The 16,241-nt window shown below is 63.9% G+C and carries 15 protein-coding genes and 1 riboswitch; of the genes, 5 read left to right on the top strand and 10 right to left on the bottom strand.

The features are described from left to right. Positions 1-122: 122 nt before the first annotated feature. From M2267_RS16860 to M2267_RS16850, 3 genes are all read right to left on the bottom strand, one after another. Entirely contained in the window at positions 123-1,136 is a 1,014-nt protein-coding gene (locus M2267_RS16860; protein ID WP_429115625.1) for an ABC transporter permease, read from the bottom strand. A 1-nt stretch (position 1,137) separates the two neighbouring features. Further along, positions 1,138-2,703, bottom strand: coding sequence for a sugar ABC transporter ATP-binding protein (locus M2267_RS16855; protein ID WP_429115623.1), 1,566 nt, complete (start codon positions 2,701-2,703; stop codon positions 1,138-1,140). A 114-nt stretch (positions 2,704-2,817) separates the two neighbouring features. Next, positions 2,818-3,750: a sugar ABC transporter substrate-binding protein gene (locus M2267_RS16850; RefSeq protein ID WP_429115621.1), complete on the bottom strand. Its 933-nt coding sequence runs from the start codon at positions 3,748-3,750 to the stop codon at positions 2,818-2,820. Positions 3,751-4,044: 294 nt separating this feature from the next. Between M2267_RS16850 and M2267_RS16845 the strand changes: the two genes are divergently transcribed. Then, positions 4,045-5,046 (top strand): LacI family DNA-binding transcriptional regulator, encoded by a 1,002-nt coding sequence (locus M2267_RS16845; protein ID WP_429115620.1) that lies wholly within the window; start codon positions 4,045-4,047, stop codon positions 5,044-5,046. A 129-nt stretch (positions 5,047-5,175) separates the two neighbouring features. On the opposite strand, the gene M2267_RS16840 is transcribed toward M2267_RS16845, so the two are convergent. The 6 genes from M2267_RS16840 to bioB form a co-directional block, all read right to left on the bottom strand. Continuing rightward, positions 5,176-5,994: a hypothetical protein gene (locus M2267_RS16840; RefSeq protein WP_429115618.1), complete on the bottom strand. Its 819-nt coding sequence runs from the start codon at positions 5,992-5,994 to the stop codon at positions 5,176-5,178. Between the two features lie 95 nt (positions 5,995-6,089). Then, positions 6,090-7,079, bottom strand: a complete 990-nt coding sequence (locus M2267_RS16835; protein WP_429115616.1) for a beta-ketoacyl-ACP synthase III — start codon at positions 7,077-7,079, stop codon at positions 6,090-6,092. Next, the gene (locus M2267_RS16830; protein WP_429115615.1) at positions 7,076-8,344 is read right to left on the bottom strand and encodes an adenosylmethionine--8-amino-7-oxononanoate transaminase; all 1,269 of its coding nucleotides are present in this window, start codon (positions 8,342-8,344) and stop codon (positions 7,076-7,078) included. The genes M2267_RS16835 and M2267_RS16830 overlap by 4 nt, the downstream gene beginning before the upstream one ends. Continuing rightward, positions 8,341-8,979, bottom strand: coding sequence for a dethiobiotin synthase (gene bioD, locus M2267_RS16825; protein WP_429115613.1), 639 nt, complete (start codon positions 8,977-8,979; stop codon positions 8,341-8,343). Before bioD ends, M2267_RS16830 begins: the two co-directional genes overlap by 4 nt. Further along, entirely contained in the window at positions 8,976-10,121 is a 1,146-nt protein-coding gene (locus M2267_RS16820; protein WP_429115611.1) for an 8-amino-7-oxononanoate synthase, read from the bottom strand. Before M2267_RS16820 ends, bioD begins: the two co-directional genes overlap by 4 nt. Continuing rightward, a complete protein-coding gene (bioB, locus tag M2267_RS16815; protein WP_429115609.1) occupies positions 10,118-11,134 on the bottom strand; it encodes a biotin synthase BioB in 1,017 nt (338 codons plus the stop codon). The genes M2267_RS16820 and bioB overlap by 4 nt, the downstream gene beginning before the upstream one ends. 422 nt (positions 11,135-11,556) lie before the next feature. Next, positions 11,557-11,676, top strand: a riboswitch (TPP riboswitch). A 163-nt stretch (positions 11,677-11,839) separates the two neighbouring features. Here bioB and thiO point away from each other — a divergent pair. The 4 genes from thiO to M2267_RS16795 are packed head-to-tail and all read left to right on the top strand — an operon-like array spanning position 11,840 to position 14,384. Beyond that, on the top strand, positions 11,840-12,811 hold the full coding sequence (thiO, locus tag M2267_RS16810; RefSeq protein ID WP_429115607.1) for a glycine oxidase ThiO: 972 nt from the start codon (positions 11,840-11,842) through the stop codon (positions 12,809-12,811). After that, positions 12,808-13,005 carry a sulfur carrier protein ThiS gene (thiS, locus tag M2267_RS16805; RefSeq protein WP_043611536.1) on the top strand — a complete coding sequence of 66 codons (198 nt, stop codon included), beginning with the start codon at positions 12,808-12,810 and terminating at the stop codon, positions 13,003-13,005. The genes thiO and thiS overlap by 4 nt, the downstream gene beginning before the upstream one ends. Positions 13,006-13,008: 3 nt before the next feature. Beyond that, positions 13,009-13,782, top strand: a complete 774-nt coding sequence (locus M2267_RS16800; protein ID WP_429115605.1) for a thiazole synthase — start codon at positions 13,009-13,011, stop codon at positions 13,780-13,782. Next, positions 13,779-14,384 carry a thiamine phosphate synthase gene (locus M2267_RS16795; RefSeq protein WP_043611533.1) on the top strand — a complete coding sequence of 202 codons (606 nt, stop codon included), beginning with the start codon at positions 13,779-13,781 and terminating at the stop codon, positions 14,382-14,384. The genes M2267_RS16800 and M2267_RS16795 overlap by 4 nt, the downstream gene beginning before the upstream one ends. Before the next feature lie 34 nt (positions 14,385-14,418). Here M2267_RS16795 and M2267_RS16790 read toward each other — a convergent pair whose 3' ends face one another. Continuing rightward, the gene (locus M2267_RS16790) at positions 14,419-16,104 is read right to left on the bottom strand and encodes an amidohydrolase family protein (protein ID WP_429115603.1); all 1,686 of its coding nucleotides are present in this window, start codon (positions 16,102-16,104) and stop codon (positions 14,419-14,421) included. Positions 16,105-16,241 lie beyond the last annotated feature (137 nt).

Here is a 16,241-nt window from a genome sequence, read left to right as displayed (position 1 = left end):
TGCGGTGAAAGCCGGCCCGCGAAGATCCCCGCGGGCGGGTCCATCGACCCGACCACCCAGTGCGTCACCGCGTCTCGTCGGTTGCGACGGGCGGCGATCCGCCCGCACCGTGGCCCCAGGTCCTAAATGCCGGTCAGCCGCTCGCGATACTTGTCGATGATGACAGCAAGGATGATGACGACGCCTGTTATCATCTGGCGCATGAAATCGCTGAGCCCGAACAGGATCAGGCCGTTGGCAAGCACCCCGGTGATACAGGCGCCGAGCAGGGTGCCGATGACCGTGCCGCGGCCGCCGTTGAGGCTGGTGCCGCCGATGATGACGGCGGCGATCGCGTTCAGCTCGAAGCCGATGCCGATGATCGGGCTCGCGATGTTGAGGCGGGCCATATAGACCATGGCCGCGATGCCGACGAGCGCACCGGCAATCGTGAAGGCCGCCACCTTGTAGAACATCAGCGAATGGCCGGCGAGACGCACGGCCTCCTCATTGTTGCCGATGCCATAGAGCAGCCGGCCGAACACCGTCTTCGACAGCACGAACCAGGCGATCGCGACGAGCAGCAGCGCGATCAGGAAGACGACGGGGATGCCGAAAATCATCTGCGAGCCGAAGGCGTTGAAGCTTGGCGGAAAGGAATAGATCGTGCGCGCATCCGTCACCTGCAGTGCTGCACCGCGGGCGATATTGAGCATGCCGAGCGTGACGATGAAGGACGGCAGCCCCCAGAAGGCGCTGATCCAGCCATTGAGGAAACCGCAGACGACGCCCGTTCCAACAGCGGCAAGGGTCGCGAGCGTCACCGCCTGAAACACCGAGAGATCGGGGATCGTCAGCACCGTGCCGCCGACGACGGCGCAGAAGGCGAGCATCGAGCCGACCGAGAGGTCGATGCCACCGATCAGGATGACGAAGGTCATGCCGACGGCGAGGATCAGGTTGATGGTGATCTGCGTCAGGATGTTGGAGACGTTGTTGGCCGTCAGGAAGTGCTCGGTCGAGACCGAGAAGAAGACGATCAGGAGCAGGAGCGCGAGGCCGATGCCGGCGTCGCGCAAAAGCACCTTCGGCGACCAGCCCGAAAGCCGGCGCGTGTCGATGGTTTCGCCGGATTCTGTCTTTTCGAGTGCTTGCATCTTACTGCCTCACCTGTTGCTGCTCGCCCTGGTAGGCAAATTGCAGGATACGTTCTTCGGAGAATTCCGGCCGCGACAGCTCGCCGACGACACGGTGCTGCGACATCACGAGGATGCGGTCCGAGAGGGTCATCAGTTCCGGCAGCTCGGACGAGACGATCAACAACGCCAAGCCGCGTTCGGCGAACTGGCGGATCAGGGCGTAGATCTCCGCCTTGGCGCCGACGTCGACGCCGCGTGTCGGCTCGTCGAGCAACAGGACCTTCGGGTTGCGTGCCAGCCATTTGGCGAGCACCACCTTCTGCTGGTTGCCGCCCGAGAGCGTCGCGGCATTCTCGCCGGGGCCGCCATATTTCAACTTGAGCTCGGCGCCGAGCCGTTCCGTCACTTCGATTTCCGCCTTCCTGTCGAGAATTCCGGCACGCGAGACGTCCGAGAGGGACGCGAGCGTGACATTGGCCGAAATCGGCATGTTGAGGATCAGACCTTCCTCCTTCCGGTCCTCGGTCACGAAGCCGATACCGGCATTGATCGCCTCGCGCGGCGAGCGGAAGGAGGCGCGGTTCCCCTCAAGGAAGAGCTCGCCGGAGAGCGGCAGTTGAGCGGCCGCGATCGCCCGCAGTAGCTCGGTGCGACCGGAGCCGACAAGCCCGGCGATCCCCAGGATTTCGCCCTTGTGCAATTGCAGTGAAATGCCCTCGGCATGCGGCGATTGCGGCGGCCGAAACCGGTTAAGCGACAACGCTTGTGCCGGCCGAGCAAACGAGACCACTTCGTTCGCCATCTGCTGCTGCAGCTTGCGGCCCACCATCGCGCGCACCAGCTCATCCTGGTTGGTCTCGGCGATCGGCCGCGAGAACACCGTCTCACCGTTGCGCAACACCGTCACCCGGTCGCAGATGCGGAACACCTCGTCGAGATGATGCGACACGAAGACGATCGAGACGCCGCGACCGCGAAGGTCGCTGACGATCTTGAACAGCCGCTCGGTTTCGCGCGACGTCAGCGTCGCCGTGGGCTCGTCGAGGATGAGGATACGGCTTTCCGTCATCAGCGCGCGCGCCACCTCGACCAACTGTCGATGGGCGATACCGAGGCGCGAGACCGGCCAACGCACATCGATGTCGCTGAGGCCGATGGCGTCGAGTGCGGCCCGTGCGCCCACGTGCATTTCCTGCCGCCTGACGACGCCGAAGGCGTTGCGCGGCAGATGCTCGATGAAGATGTTCTCCGCTACCGACAGATGGGGCAGAAGGTTGAATTCCTGGTGCACCACCTGGAGGCCGTTGGCCTTGGCCTCGCGCGGTGTTGCCGGCGCGTAAGGCCGGCCTGCAAGATTGATTGCGCCCTCGTCCGGATGGACGATACCGCAGAGAACCTTGATCAAAGTCGATTTGCCGGCACCGTTCTCGCCGATAAGGCCGTGCACTTCGCCCGGCTGAATGGAGAGGCTGACGCCGTTCAGTGCCTTGGTGCCACCGAAGGCCTTCTTGATATCGTGCAGTTCCAGAACCGGCGGCATCGAAACACCAGCCGCTTCCGCCTGCACGGTTTGCGTGTTCGTCATGACCTAGCCCTTTTGAAACGCAGCGATCGCGCACGCGAACCATTGGCTTGCGGCGGATGCTGTCCTTGCCGAAGCGCACCGGGCAGCGCCCGGTGCGCACGCGCGGTCTCAGGGCTATTTCACGTTGTCTTTGGTCACGAGCTCGATGTCGGTCTTCACCCAACCTTCGAGCTTGGGCCCGCCGGCCACGACTTCGAGCGCCTTGTCGATGGCGTTCGCCGCCATCTGCGAACCGAACTGGTCGACCGTTGCCAAAAGCTTGCCGTCCTTCAGCATCGGGGCGACCGCCGGCACATTGTCGAAGCCGACGACCTTGATATCGTTGCGGCCTGCCGCGTCCAGCGCCTTGACGACACCGATCGCCATGGAATCGTTGGCGGCGAGCACACCCTGGATATCGGGATGCGCCGTCAGCATGGTCGAGAAGACGGAATTGGCCTCTTCCGTTTCCCAATGCGCCGTGCGGGAATCGAGAAGATCGAGTTTGCCCGCAGCGATCGCATCCTCGAAGCCGAGCTTGCGCTGCGCCGCATTGTCGGCGCCCGGATTGCCCTCGAGGATCACCACCTTGCCGCCGGTGCCGAGATCCTTGGCGAGCGCATCACCGACCATCTTGGCGCCGCCGCGATTGTCAGGGCCAACGAAGGCCAGATCGACGCCGGCATCTTTCTTCGCCTGCTCGTCGAGCGAAACGTCGAAATTGATGACGACAATGCCGGCGTCCATGGCCTTCTTCAGCGGCGCGACCATTGCACGGGAATCCGCCGGCGCAATCACGATCGCGTCGACGCCTTGCGTGATGAAGTTCTCGACACCGTTCAACTGGCTTTCGAAATCGGTCTCGTTCTGCATGCCGATGGCTTTGAGTTCGTAGTCGCCACGCTTCTTGGCATGGGCCTCGGCGCCTTCCAGCATGTTCTTGAAGAAGTCGTTGGCCAGCGACTTCATGACGAGGCCGACGACGGGTTTGTCGGCAGCCATGGCAAGCGTCGGCAATGCGGTGGCAACGGTAAGTGCGACGATAGATGCGTACAGGGAAAATTTCATGGGTTCTCCTCCGGTGAAAAGATGGTCCTCCAACCATCTATGAAACGTTTCATCGCATAGGCATGCGTGGTCCGTTTCTAGCTTTAAAAGATAGAAAGGCGGCATCTCTGTCAATATGAAACGTTTCATCGAAAAGAAAATTGTGCTGGAAGCTGCTACCCGTTCGCGGCATTCTCTGATTTAAGAGGAAGGCCAGCGCCGTCGGGCGAACCTGCGGCCGCTGGCGCAAGACTTTGATCTGGCGCGCGATTTTCGCTTGCCGCCGGTCGCAGATACGTAAGGAGGAGCCAACGTTTGAACCCGACGATCAAGGATGTTGCACAGCGCGCCGGCGTCTCTGTAGGCACGGTTTCGCGTGTGCTTGCCAAGAACAAGACGGTGAGCGAGGACATCAGGGCGAAGGTCGAAGCGACAATCGACGCGATCGGCTACCGGCCGAACATTCTCGGCCGCAGCCTCCGGCTCGCCAAGACCGACATCATCGGCCTCGTCGTGCCTGACATCACCAACCCCTTCTTTGCCGAACTTGCCAAACAGGTGGAGATGCTGGCGTCCGCCGAGGGCTACTCGGTGCTGCTTGCCAACACACATGACGACCCGGGCGCCGAGAAGCAACAGATCGAAACCCTGCTCGGACGGTTGCCGGCCGGGTTGATCCTCGTGCCGGTCAGCAACAGCCTCGCCGACGGGCTGGCGTCGCGCACGCGAACGGTGACCGTCGACCGGCCCTTGAGCGGCCATGCGCTCGTCTCCGTCGACAACCGTCAGGGCGGTTATCTGGCCGCGGATCACCTGCTTTCGCTCGGCCATCGTCGGCTCGGCTACATCAGCGGTCCCGGCACGACCGAGGTCTCCGGCGAGCGGCGCGGCGGCTTCGTTCAACGGCTCGACGAATTCCGGAAGAGCCACCCCGGCGAGTACGTTCAGCCGCAGATCGTCGAAGGCCATTTCGATTACCGCTCGGGCGAAGAACTTGGTAAGCAGCTGCTGACGCAGTCCGAAGCAACCCGCCCGACGGCGATCGCCACAGCCAGCGACCAGCAGGCGATCGGCCTGTTGCGCGCTGCCGACGACATGGGGCTTCGGGTTCCGAACGACCTTTCGATCGTCGGCTTCGACGACATTCCGCTGGCCTCGCTGGTGTTGCCGCGGCTGACCACCATTCGCCAGCCGATCGACGAGATCGCACGGCTCGCGCTTGAAGGCGTGCTCGGCAGCCATGCACTGCAGGAGGAATACAAGCTGCAGCCAATGCTGATGAAACGCGGCTCGTGCGCGGCACCGGGAACGGCTTGACGAGAGTTATAGCCCCGGCACAGCGCGGTATTACCTGTCAGGTCATCCGTAGTGGCAGCAAAAAATCAAGATGAGTACGTCGGCAGCGATCCACCCCAAACGAATCGGACATTCGATCGCCACAACCGATCAAGCTTGGCCCAAACCACCGCGGCCATAGGCTATCAGCAATTGCTCAAGCGCCCGATGATATTCGAATGTGGAGACTTTGAACGCGTCAAACACAGGGTAGATTTCCGAAGTTCTCAACTCTTTCAGTGCCGCGTCTCTTCGTGTTTTTGAATAGGCGTCATCATAATCTCGACCTGGTCGGAAATACGGGATCGCATCGGTCATATATCCACAGCCTTTGACAAATAGCACAGTCGTATCTTCGGCCTGCGCCTTGAGCCGGGTAAGGTGCGCATCGAAAAGCTCGCTGATATCGTCTGGCATCGAATGCAGAAAGTTGCGGTTGTACGCACGCACAGCGTTCTCCACTCGCTCGAACAGAATCAACAATTGCAGCGTTCTTTCGCTTTCCACGTTATCGGCGCTAGCAACGTCATGAAGCGGCAGAGTGAGACCGGCTATTTCGTCATATGACTGCTTGTGCAATCCAAACGCCCGATGCAGCCTCAGGTAATCTGCTCGAATACTAACCCCAAACAGTTCGTGGTGTCGTTTCTCAGCCAACTCATCTGTGGCTCGCATTTGAGCAACTGTTATGTAGGCAGCGATCATTGCCGCCAAGCCTCCTATCAAGCTTTGATATCGAATGACCCAGTCGCTAGGCGATTGTGTATCGGGATCGCTCACGGTTGCTACCAAAATCGCGACTGCAACAACAATAATGCAGGCGACCAGGAAGGGTGGAACGGCAGGTTTATTCTCCGGATGGGGCTTTCTCATCATCGCGCCATATCGGAGATCAAATTGATTCGATACAAGTCTAAATGGTACTGCCAAGCAGTCTTCGGATCCACTGTTTGGTCATTGTCAAAGCCGGCCAGCTTGTACGACAACGCGTACTGCGTTTCAGAAAATCGGCAGCACCCGCCCGGCTAGAAGCCGAACACCACGGCTCCCCCAGTAAGACCGGCACCCGCCGCCGTCAGCAACAGCTTTTCGCCGGCAATGAACGGTTTTTCCCGATGCGCCAGCGACAGCGACAAGGGGATCGTTGCCGCCGACGAATTGCCATAGTCAGCGATGGTCCGCACGGTTCGGGATGGCGCGATGCCCAGGCGCCCGCAGACGGCATCGAAAATGCGGGCATTGGCTTGATGCGGCACCAGACGGTCAATATTCGGCGCGGCGCAGCCGGCGGCATCCATCGCCCGGACGGCGCAGGCCGTCATCAGTTCTACCGCCTGAGCGAATATTTCCCGGCCGTCGCGCATCGTCATCAACAGATCCGCAGGTTCCATGCCCGCCGAAAACGGCGTACTGCTGCCGCCGCCGGCGATCGAGATCAGGTCGTAGCGGCTGCCATCCGAAGCAAGATCGACGCCGAGCAGGCCCGTTTGCGGCGTGTCGGACGGCGCAACGACCACGGCACCGGCGGCATCGGCAAAGAGCACAGCGCTCGCCCGTTCCGCCGGATTGATGCGGCGGCTCAGAATGTTGGCCGCCACCACCAGCACAGGTCTTCCCTGCGTCCGCGCGAAACCGTCGGCGAGCGTCAACGCATAGAGAAATCCGGAACAGGCACCGGCCAGATCGACAGCGCCCGAATTCCGCAGGTCGAGCCGATGCGCAAGCAGGGGCGCGGACGGCGGCAGCAGGTGATCGGGCGTCGAGGTCGCAAGCAGGGTCAGGGCGATATCGTCGCACGCCAGCCTGGCATCGTCGAGCGCCGCCGATCCCGCTCGCGCTGCAAGACCAGTGAGCGTTTCGCCATCCGCAGCCCAGCGTCGTTCGCGGATGCCGGTGCGGCGTTCGATCCAGCCGGGCTCCAGGCCGAGTGTCGCCTCGATCTCGGCATTGGCGACGCGGCGCTCGGGCACCGCATGGCCGAAGCCGACGAGACGAGATGCCGGCGCACCGCTCACAACCGACCCGCCGCAAAAAGCGACGCCGCCGCGTCGATCGCTTCATAGGCTCGCGCGAGGTCCGCCTCGCAGACGCAGTAGGGCGGCATCAGATAGATGACGTTGCCGAGCGGACGGATCAGCAAACCGCGCTTACGGAAAAACGCCCGGAGCCGCGGGCCGACCTCGGCGAGATAGCCGCCGGACGGCACCACGAGATCGAGGGCCGTAATGGTGCCGATCTGGCGGACGTCGGCGAAGCGCGGGTCATCGACGAAGCGCGCCAGATGGCGACGCTGGTGCGCGACCAAAGTTTCGATGCGCGCCTCGACCGGCTCCTGTCTCCAGACGGCGAGATTGGCGAGTGCCGCGGCACAGGCGATCGGATTGGCCGTGTAGGAACTCGAATGGAAGAAGGTCTTGCGCCGGTCGGCCGAAAGATGCGCCGTAAAGATCTCCGAACTGCAAAGCGTCGCGGCCAGGGGAAGCGCGCCGCCGGTCAGCCCCTTCGAGGTGCAGAGAATATCGGGCGTGATCCCGGCCTGCTCGCAGGCAAACAGGCTGCCCGTCCGCCCCCAACCGGTCATCACCTCGTCGGCGATCAGCAGGCTGCCATGCCGTTCGGCGATGCGTTTCAGCTCGGACAGCACGGAAGCAGGATAGGTCTTCATGCCGCCGGCGCCAAGCAGTAGTGGCTCGATCAACAGGGCGGCGACCTCGCCGGAGGCGCAAGCCCGCTCGAAGGCGTCGAGCGTCGCCTGCTCCCGGCCCGGCTCCGGAAAGGGCAGGCGATCGACGGCGAAAAGCAGCGGCGCGTAGGCAGCGTTGAAAACGCCTCTTTCGCCCGCCGACATCGTGCCGATCGTGTCGCCGTGATAACCGTGCTCCAGCACGCAAATGCGGTTTCGCGGCCGGCCGTTGTTGTGGAAGAAACCGAGCGCCATTTTCAGCGCGACCTCGACCGCGGTCGAACCACTGTCGGAATAAAACACATGGGCGAGCCCGGGCGGTGCGATCTCGATCAGCCCGCGCGCGAGTTCCTCGGCCGGCGCGTGGGTATATTCGGCGAAGATGATCTGGTCGCAGGTTTCCGTCGCCCTGCGGATCGCCTCCATGATGGTGGGGTGGCGATGGCCGTGAGTGATGACCCACCAAGACGAAATCGCGTCGAGGATCGACGCGCCATCTTCGTCGACGAGACAGGCGCCCTCGGTGCCGACGATGCGGCGCATCGCCGGTTCCAGCGCATGCTGGGTGAAGGGATACCAGACGGCGGAGTTTCTCATGCCGGCACCTCCAGGAAATCGGCGATGTTGAAATTTTCAGCGAAGGCGCGGCGCAGGCGGTCGGGCGTCAGCGGATCGAGTCGCGGCAGCCGGCCGAGACGCCGCACGGCGCCAAGTTCGGATATGACCGCTTCGCTGTCCTCCTGCGCGTCGCCGATGATGGCGACGCCGAGGATGGGAATGGCGCGGCTGCGTAGCGCTTCGAGCGACAAGAGGGTGTGGTTGATCGTGCCGAGCCCGGTGCGAGCACAGAGAACGACCGGGATCTGCCAGCGCGCGAAGACATCCGCAAAGACCGTGTGTTCCGTCAGCGGCACCAGAAGCCCGCCTGCGCCTTCGATCACCAGCGGTCGTTCCACCCCAGGCGGCAAAAGACCTTCCGGCCGGAGCGTGACGCCGTCGATCCGTGCCGAGAGGTGCGGCGAGGCCGGTGTTGCGAGCCTGTAGGCTTCAGGCAGGACGCGGTCAGACGACAACCGGCCGAGCCGGGCGACGGTTTCGCTGTCGGTTTCTTCGTCGAGACCTGACTGCACAGGCTTCCAGTAGCAGCCGTCGAGCGCGTCGGTGAGAGCTGCGGAAAAGATGGTCTTGCCGATGCCGGTATCAGTACCGGTGACCACGATACGGGTTTTCATGGCCGCTCCTTGGCGATCGCGCTCTTCAACTGCTGCAGCATCTGCGCGATTGCAGACTGGTCGACGTTGAGCGTGATGGCGATCCGAAGACGCGCGGTGCCTTCCGGCACCGTCGGCGGGCGGATTGCCCTGATATCGTAGCCCTCGGCGCGCATGCTGGCGGCGATGCGGAGCGCTCGGCCGTTGTCGCCGATCGGGATGGGCAGGATCTGCGAGCCGCTGCCTTCGATGCCAAGCGTCTCGACGAGCGCCCGGTTGGCGAAGGATCTGAGGCCCTCGAATGCGGCGCGGCGTTCCGGCTCGTCGACGAGGGCTACGAGCGCTTCGCGCACCGCGGCCGCAACGAGCGGCGAAGGTGCGGTGGAGTAGATGAAGTTGCGGGCGCGGTTGACGAGATAGTCGCAAAGGACGGCGCTCGCCCCGACCACCGCGCCGGAAACACCGAGCGCCTTGCCGCAGGTGTGCAGCACGACGACGTTCTCCCGGCCTTCCAACTCCGCCGCCAGACCGCGACCTTCCCGTCCGAAGACGCCGGTCGCGTGCGCCTCGTCGATGACGAGAAAGCCGTCATGCTGTGCGGCAAGCGCTGAGAGGTCGGCAAGCGGCGCGCGATCGCCATCCATCGAATAGAGGCTTTCGACGGCAATCCACGGGCGCCCCGCTCCGCCGGCCCGGCGCCATTTTTCGATGGCATCGGCAAAGGCGCCGACATCGTTGTGCACTGCTGCCACCGCATCGGCCTTGCTTGCGGCGACGCCCTCACGGGCGCTCGCATGGATCAGGGCATCATGGACGATGAGATCGTCCCGCTGCGGCAGCGTCGAAAACAAGGCAGCATTGGCGGCATAGCCGCTGCCGAAAAAGAGCATCCGTTCGGCGCCGAAGAAGGCGGCCGCTTCCGTCTCCAGCGCCTGGTGTTCTTCGTGATTGCCGCGCAACAGCCGTGAGCCGCCGGAGCCGACAGGCACGCCGCGCGCGATGGCGGCCGTTATCGCCGCCTTCAGCCGCGGCGAGGCGGCGAGCGCCAGGTAGTCGTTCGAGGTGAAATCCACTCCGCCGGCGGGGGCAAGAGCGCGCCGGCGGCCCTTGCGTTCGAGGCCCTCCAGCGTCTTCTCGTAGCGCGCAAAAAGACCCGCGGTCATTCCGCCGCGTCCTGCCTTGCCGCCAGCGCCATCGGCTTCAGCCCCAGCCGCCGGAAGAGCGCTGCATCGTGGTCCTCGCCGGGATTATCGGCGGTCAGCAGGGTTTCGCCGACAAAGATCGAATTGGCGCCGGCAAAGAAACAGAGCGCCTGCGTCTCGTCGCTCATGTCGGTGCGACCGGCCGAAAGCCGGACATGCGATTGCGGCATCAGGATGCGGGCAAGCGCGATGGTGCGGACGAAATCGATCGGATCGACGGGTGCTGCATCCGCCAGCTTCGAGCCCGGGATCGGGATCAGCATGTTGATCGGCACGCTCTCGGGCGGCTCGGCCAGGTTGGCGAGGGTCACCAGCATCGAGATCCGGTCGTCGGCCGTCTCGCCCATGCCGAGGATGCCGCCGGCGCAGACCTTGATGCCGGCGTCGCGGACATTGGCGAGCGTCTCCAGCCGGTCGGCAAAGCTGCGGGTGGTGATGATCTCGCTATAGAAGCGTTCGGACGTATCGACATTGTGGTTGTAGTAATCGAGCCCGGCCTCGGCGAGCCGCGCAGACTGGGCCGGCGTCAGCATGCCGAGCGTCATGCAGGTTTCCATGCCGAGCGCCCGTACACCCTCGACCATGGCGACGATGGCATCCATGTCGCGGTCCTTCGGGCTGCGCCACGCGGCCCCCATGCAATAGCGGGTCGCGCCGCCGTCGCGCGCCTTGCGCGCCTCGGCAAGCACACGCTCGACCTCCATCAGCTTCGATGCCTTGAGCCCGGTCGGATAATGAGCGGACTGGCTGCAGTAGCCGCAATCCTCGGCGCAACCGCCGGTCTTGATCGAGAGCAACCGGCTCATCTGGATGGCGTTGGGATCGAACTGCGCGCGGTGAACGGTGTGGGCGCGGTAGAGCAGATCGTTGAACGGCAGATTATAGATTTTCTCTGCTTCCGCCTGGGTCCAGCGGGTATTTGCCGCGTCGCCGAGGATAAAATCAGCACCAGCCGCTCGGTTTTTGTCCAGCATTTCGGTTTGTCCTCCAGGTCGTCACCGTCGTAAAATAGATAGAATCCAATATTATCTATAATTTTGTCGGACACGGAAATTCGCAAGCACCCAAGGGAAGAAATGTTTACATCGCATACTCTTCTGGTTGTATTTTTGGATCGTATGAAGGTCCGGACGCCGTCGGCACAGGGCGAGAACCGACAATCACTCACTCGCGCGTCAACGCCAAAGTCTCGCGCACGCCGCCAACGAAACCACTACGACTCCGGACTTCTCCGGCATTCCAAGCTTCATTCCGGTCGGCCAGCCCCTTCCTTCCATCGCGCCACCGACGCCTGCGCTTTCTCGCAGAAAAATTATAGATAATTTTTTCGGCAGTCAGATCACGGTCAGCACGAATGCTGGCTCTTGACAAAAACGGCCCCGAGCGGTCAGCTTGGAGCATTCACCAGGGGTGTCCCGCCAAGGGGCTGAGATTCTGCTATGCGGTTGCGCGGCGCAGTGACCCGTTGAACCTGATCCAGTTCATACTGGCGTAGGGACGGTGCAGACTCGCTGCCGCAAACGTCGCGCTTACGTGACGGTTCAATCGGCAAGGCGTCCTTCCCCTCCCCCGCTCGTGAACTGGGTCTCCACCTTTGGAGCCTCGGCATGCACACCGCCAACACCATCCAGCTTCGTTGCCTACGACGGCCCGTTCGCGCCACACGGGAGCGCTGAGCGATGCGGGTCCTCGTGAAAGGTGCCGGCGTCGCAGGGCTCTGTCTGGCCCATGAACTCAGCGCCCGCGGTGTCGCGGTGACGGTCGTCGAGCAAGAGCCAGGCTTTGCCGGCGCGGCCTCCTGGTTTGCCGGCGGCATGCTGGCGCCCTGGTGCGAGCGCGAAAGCGCCGAAGAGGCGGTGCTGACGAAGGGCATCGGCGCCATCGACTGGTGGGACGACGTCCTGCCAGGCGAAGTTTCCCGCAACGGCACGCTGGTCGTCGCCCCGCCACGGGACGCCGGCGAACTCAGGCGCTTCGCCTCGCGCACCTCCGGCTACGAATGGCTCGACACCGCGGCGATCGAACGGCTGGAACCGGCGCTTGCCGGACGTTTCCGCGAGGCGTTGTTTTTTGCCGGCGAGGCGCATCTCGACCCACGCCGGGCGCTCGCCCGGCTGCGGCAGAAGCTTGTCGATCGCGGCGTCACCTTCATCACCGAGGCGAGCGACAACGGACACCACGATCTCGTCGCCGACTGCACCGGTGCGGCACGCATCAGCGACACGCCCGGCCTGCGCGGCGTGCGCGGCGAAATGCTCTACCTTGAGACAAGCGACGTGGAGCTGTCGCGGCCCGTCAGGCTCGTTCATCCGCGCATCCCGCTCTACATCGTGCCGCGCGGCGGCGGCCTCTTCATGTGCGGGGCGACGATGATCGAGACGGATGACGGCGGACCGATCACCGCCCGTTCCCTCATGGAACTGCTGAACGCCGCCTATGCCCTGCATCCAGCCTTCGGCGAAGCGCGCCTCGTCGAGACCGGCGCCGGCGTCCGCCCCGCCTTCGCCGACAACCTGCCGCGCGCCCTGCGCGCCGGGCAGACCATCACGATCAACGGACTTTACCGCCATGGCTTCCTGCTTTCGCCAGCCGTGGCGGCGGAAGCAGCCGACCTTGCGCTTGCGCAGGACCTGAAGGGAGATGCCGCATGAGACTGACCGTCAATGGCGAGGATCACGACCTCGCCGTCGCCACCCTCGCCGAGCTTCTGGCCACCCTCGATTTCGAAGGCGACTGGCTCGCCACCGCCGTTAACGGCGAACTGGTGCACCGGGCCGACCGTTCGGGTCATGCGCTTTGCGACCGGGACCGCATCGAAATCCTCTCGCCGATGAAAGGAGGCTGAGACATGCTGACGCTCTATGGACAGGACCTGCGCTCGAGACTGCTTCTCGGCACCGCCCGCTATCCCTCCCCCGCCGTGCTCGAAGATGCGGTGCGATCCTCGGGCACCGAAATCGTCACGGTCTCGCTTCGGCGCGAAACCGCCGGGAGCCGCCAGGGCGGCGCCTTCTTCGAACTGATCCGGGCGCTCGGGGTGCAGGTGCTGCCGAACACCGCTGGCTGCCATTCGGTGTCCGAGGCGGTGCTGACGGCCAAGATGGCGCGCGAGGTCTTCGGCACCAACTGGCTGAAGCTCGAAGTGATCGGCCACCACGACACGCTGCAGCCCGATGTCTTCGGGCTGGTCGAGGCGGCGCGCATCCTTTCGGCCGAAGGGTTCGAGGTCTTTCCCTACACCACGGATGATCTGGTGGTTGCCGAGCGGCTCTTGGAAGCCGGCTGCAAGGTGCTGATGCCCTGGTGCGCGCCGATCGGCAGCGCCATGGGGCCGCAGAACATCCAGGCGCTCCGGGCAATGCGGGCGAACTTTCCCGATGTGCCGCTGATCGTCGATGCCGGCATCGGCCGGCCCTCGCACGCAACGACGGTGATGGAACTCGGCTTCGACGCCGTCCTGCTCAACACGGCCGTCGCCGGCGCCGCCAGGCCCGCGCTGATGGCATCGGCGTTTGCGGGCGCGATCGATGCCGGGCGGCAGGCCTTCGAGGCGGGCATGCTCGAACCGCGCGATTTTGCCGTCCCTTCCACCCCCGTCATCGGAAAGGCGGTGTTTGCGTGAAACTCGACCCCTTCTACCTTATCGTCGACAGCGCGGCCTGGATCGAGCGGCTGGTGCCGCTCGGCGTCAAGCTGGTACAGCTGCGCGTCAAGGATCGTCCGGAAGCGGAGATCCGCCGCGAGATCCGCGCGGCCAAGGCTGTTTGCGACGAGCAGGGCTGCCAGCTCATCGTCAACGACTACTGGCAGCTGGCGATCGCCGAAGGCTGCGATTTCGTCCATCTCGGTCAGGAGGACCTGGCGGAGGCCGACCTTGCCGCGATCCGCGCCGCCGGCCTGAAGCTCGGCCTCAGCACCCATGACGAGGCGGAACTGGAGACGGCGCTGGCGGCCGACCCGGACTACATCGCACTCGGGCCGGTCTACCCGACCATCCTCAAGGCGATGAAGTGGGCGCCGCAGGGACTACCGCGTCTTGCCGCCTGGCGGAAGCGCCTCGGCTCCCTGCCGCTGGTCGCTATCGGGGGTCTCAACGTCGAGCGGATTGCCGGCGTCTTCGAGCACGGCGCCGACATCGCCGCCGTCGTGACGGACATCACCCGCAACGCCGATCCGGAAGGCCGGACCCGCGAATGGATCGCTAGAACCGCACCGTGGCGATAGCCACGTGCCGGACCGCGGGCGTCGATCTCCGCGGTCAGGCGATCTCCAGCTGCGACAGCCAGGAGGCATCCAGGCCGCGCTTGCGGCAATAGGTGGCGAGCCGCTGGCGGGTCGGCCCCGGCCGGTCGAGGCCAAGGTAACGGGAGGCGTTCTTCCAGAAGATGTTCTGCTGGTCCTCCTCGCTGACATTGGCCTCCTTCAACTGCTGGGCGATCCGCGGGACATAGGCGTTGTAGTCCTTCTCCAGCGCCATCATCGACCAGTCGGTGCCGAACATCAGGTGGCGCGCACCGGGATCGTAGTCCTTGAGCCATTTGTCGAGCAGCACGCGGATCTTTTCGTGCAGCCCGGGCGTGTTGTCGGTGACGAGTTCACTGAGGTAACTCAGGTCGGCAAACAGGTTCGGCCGGCGCCCGTGGTCGATCGTCCTGCCGATGATGTCCTCCCAGGTCGGCGGACCGGAGAACTTGTCCTGGGCACAGGACACCATGACCCCCGTCGGCGCGCCCGGGCGAATGACTTCATCGAATGCGCCGAAATGCGCGAGGTTGATCCGCAAGTCATTGTAACGGTTGGTATCGAGCAGCTTCTTCCAGTAGGCGGGGCTCGCCATGTTGCCATAGCCGCAACCGGCGCCGATGCTGTTTTCCGCATGCGCCATGATCGGCACGCTGTTGTCGCGGCACCAGTCGTAGAGCCGCTTCAGCGCCGCATCGATCGCCGGATCCGCATTGCCCCATGCCTTGAAGCCCATCGGCGGATAGATCTTTACGCCGATGAAGCCCTTTTCCATGATCGCGTAGCGGACGTTTTCCAGCGACGAGCCGCGCTTCTGCGCCTCCCGGTGCGGATCGAAACCGACGAAGCTGTGCATGTGGATGCCATGCCGCTTGATCACCAGTTGCTGGATCTCGTCCATCACGTCGATCTGGTCGTGCTGCGGCGATGCCCTGCCGCCGATCGATTTCTCGAAATCGAGGATACTCGGCGTGATCATGGAGAACCGGCATTTCGAGGCGAAGATCCGGGCATAGGTTTCCGCCAGGTTCTCCCGGTAATCCTGCATGAGGCGCACGAAGGAAAGGTAGTTGCCGATCTGATCGTGGGCCTTGGCGGCCGATGCCAGCGCATCGACGTCCGTCTCCTCCACGCTGCCGGAGCGCCGCTGCAGGCCCTGCGGCAGGCCGGGGGCGCCACCGATCTGTTCCAGCAGACCCTGATAATCCGGCGTTTCGGCACCGCTTCGTGCGGTCAACGACGCACGCTGCTCGCCCGCTAGCGCCACCAGTTGCTTGACGGCGGTGCGCAACTGCTCGTCCTTCTGCCGCTCGAACTCGGCGTCGGACGGGCGCGGCATCCGCCTCTTGAGAATGGCGTCCTCGGCCTTGGCCTTGGGCGCGACATCGCCAAGGGCCGTCACGAGAAAGACCACCAGGGCGTTTTCCAGGCGCTTCGACTGTAGAGGATCGGCGGAGAGCCTCGCTTCCGGCAACTTTTCCCGCAGCGCCACATAGCGCACCAGACCTTCCACCGGCACATCGGCCGCGTTGAAGAAATGGCAGTGAACGTCGACGATCGGATAGGGCAGCTCGCAGGCCGCAGCCGGGGGCCAGTCGTGTCGGCACCCGGAAAGCACATTCGCCATCACGCCTGCCGAGAACAGCCGCAAGACATTGCGGCGTGTCACGGCGGCGACCGGACCACCCCAGTCGACCCCCATCGTCCCCTCCTGTTGCGAGACCCCCTCGAACAATCGGGCAAACATTACTCCGTTCGCAAGCGGCGTGGAACAGATATTTACTTGCCGTTACTGGAAACCCGTAGGTCAACACGGGCGGACTTTAAGTGCGAAAGGAG

This window comes from Ensifer sp. KUDG1 (assembly GCF_050434285.1).
In the GTDB taxonomy this organism is placed as follows: Bacteria; Pseudomonadota; Alphaproteobacteria; order Rhizobiales; family Rhizobiaceae; genus Ensifer.
The sequence above is the reverse complement of the archived record's forward strand: the minus strand, read 5'-3'. Positions and strand labels throughout refer to the sequence as shown.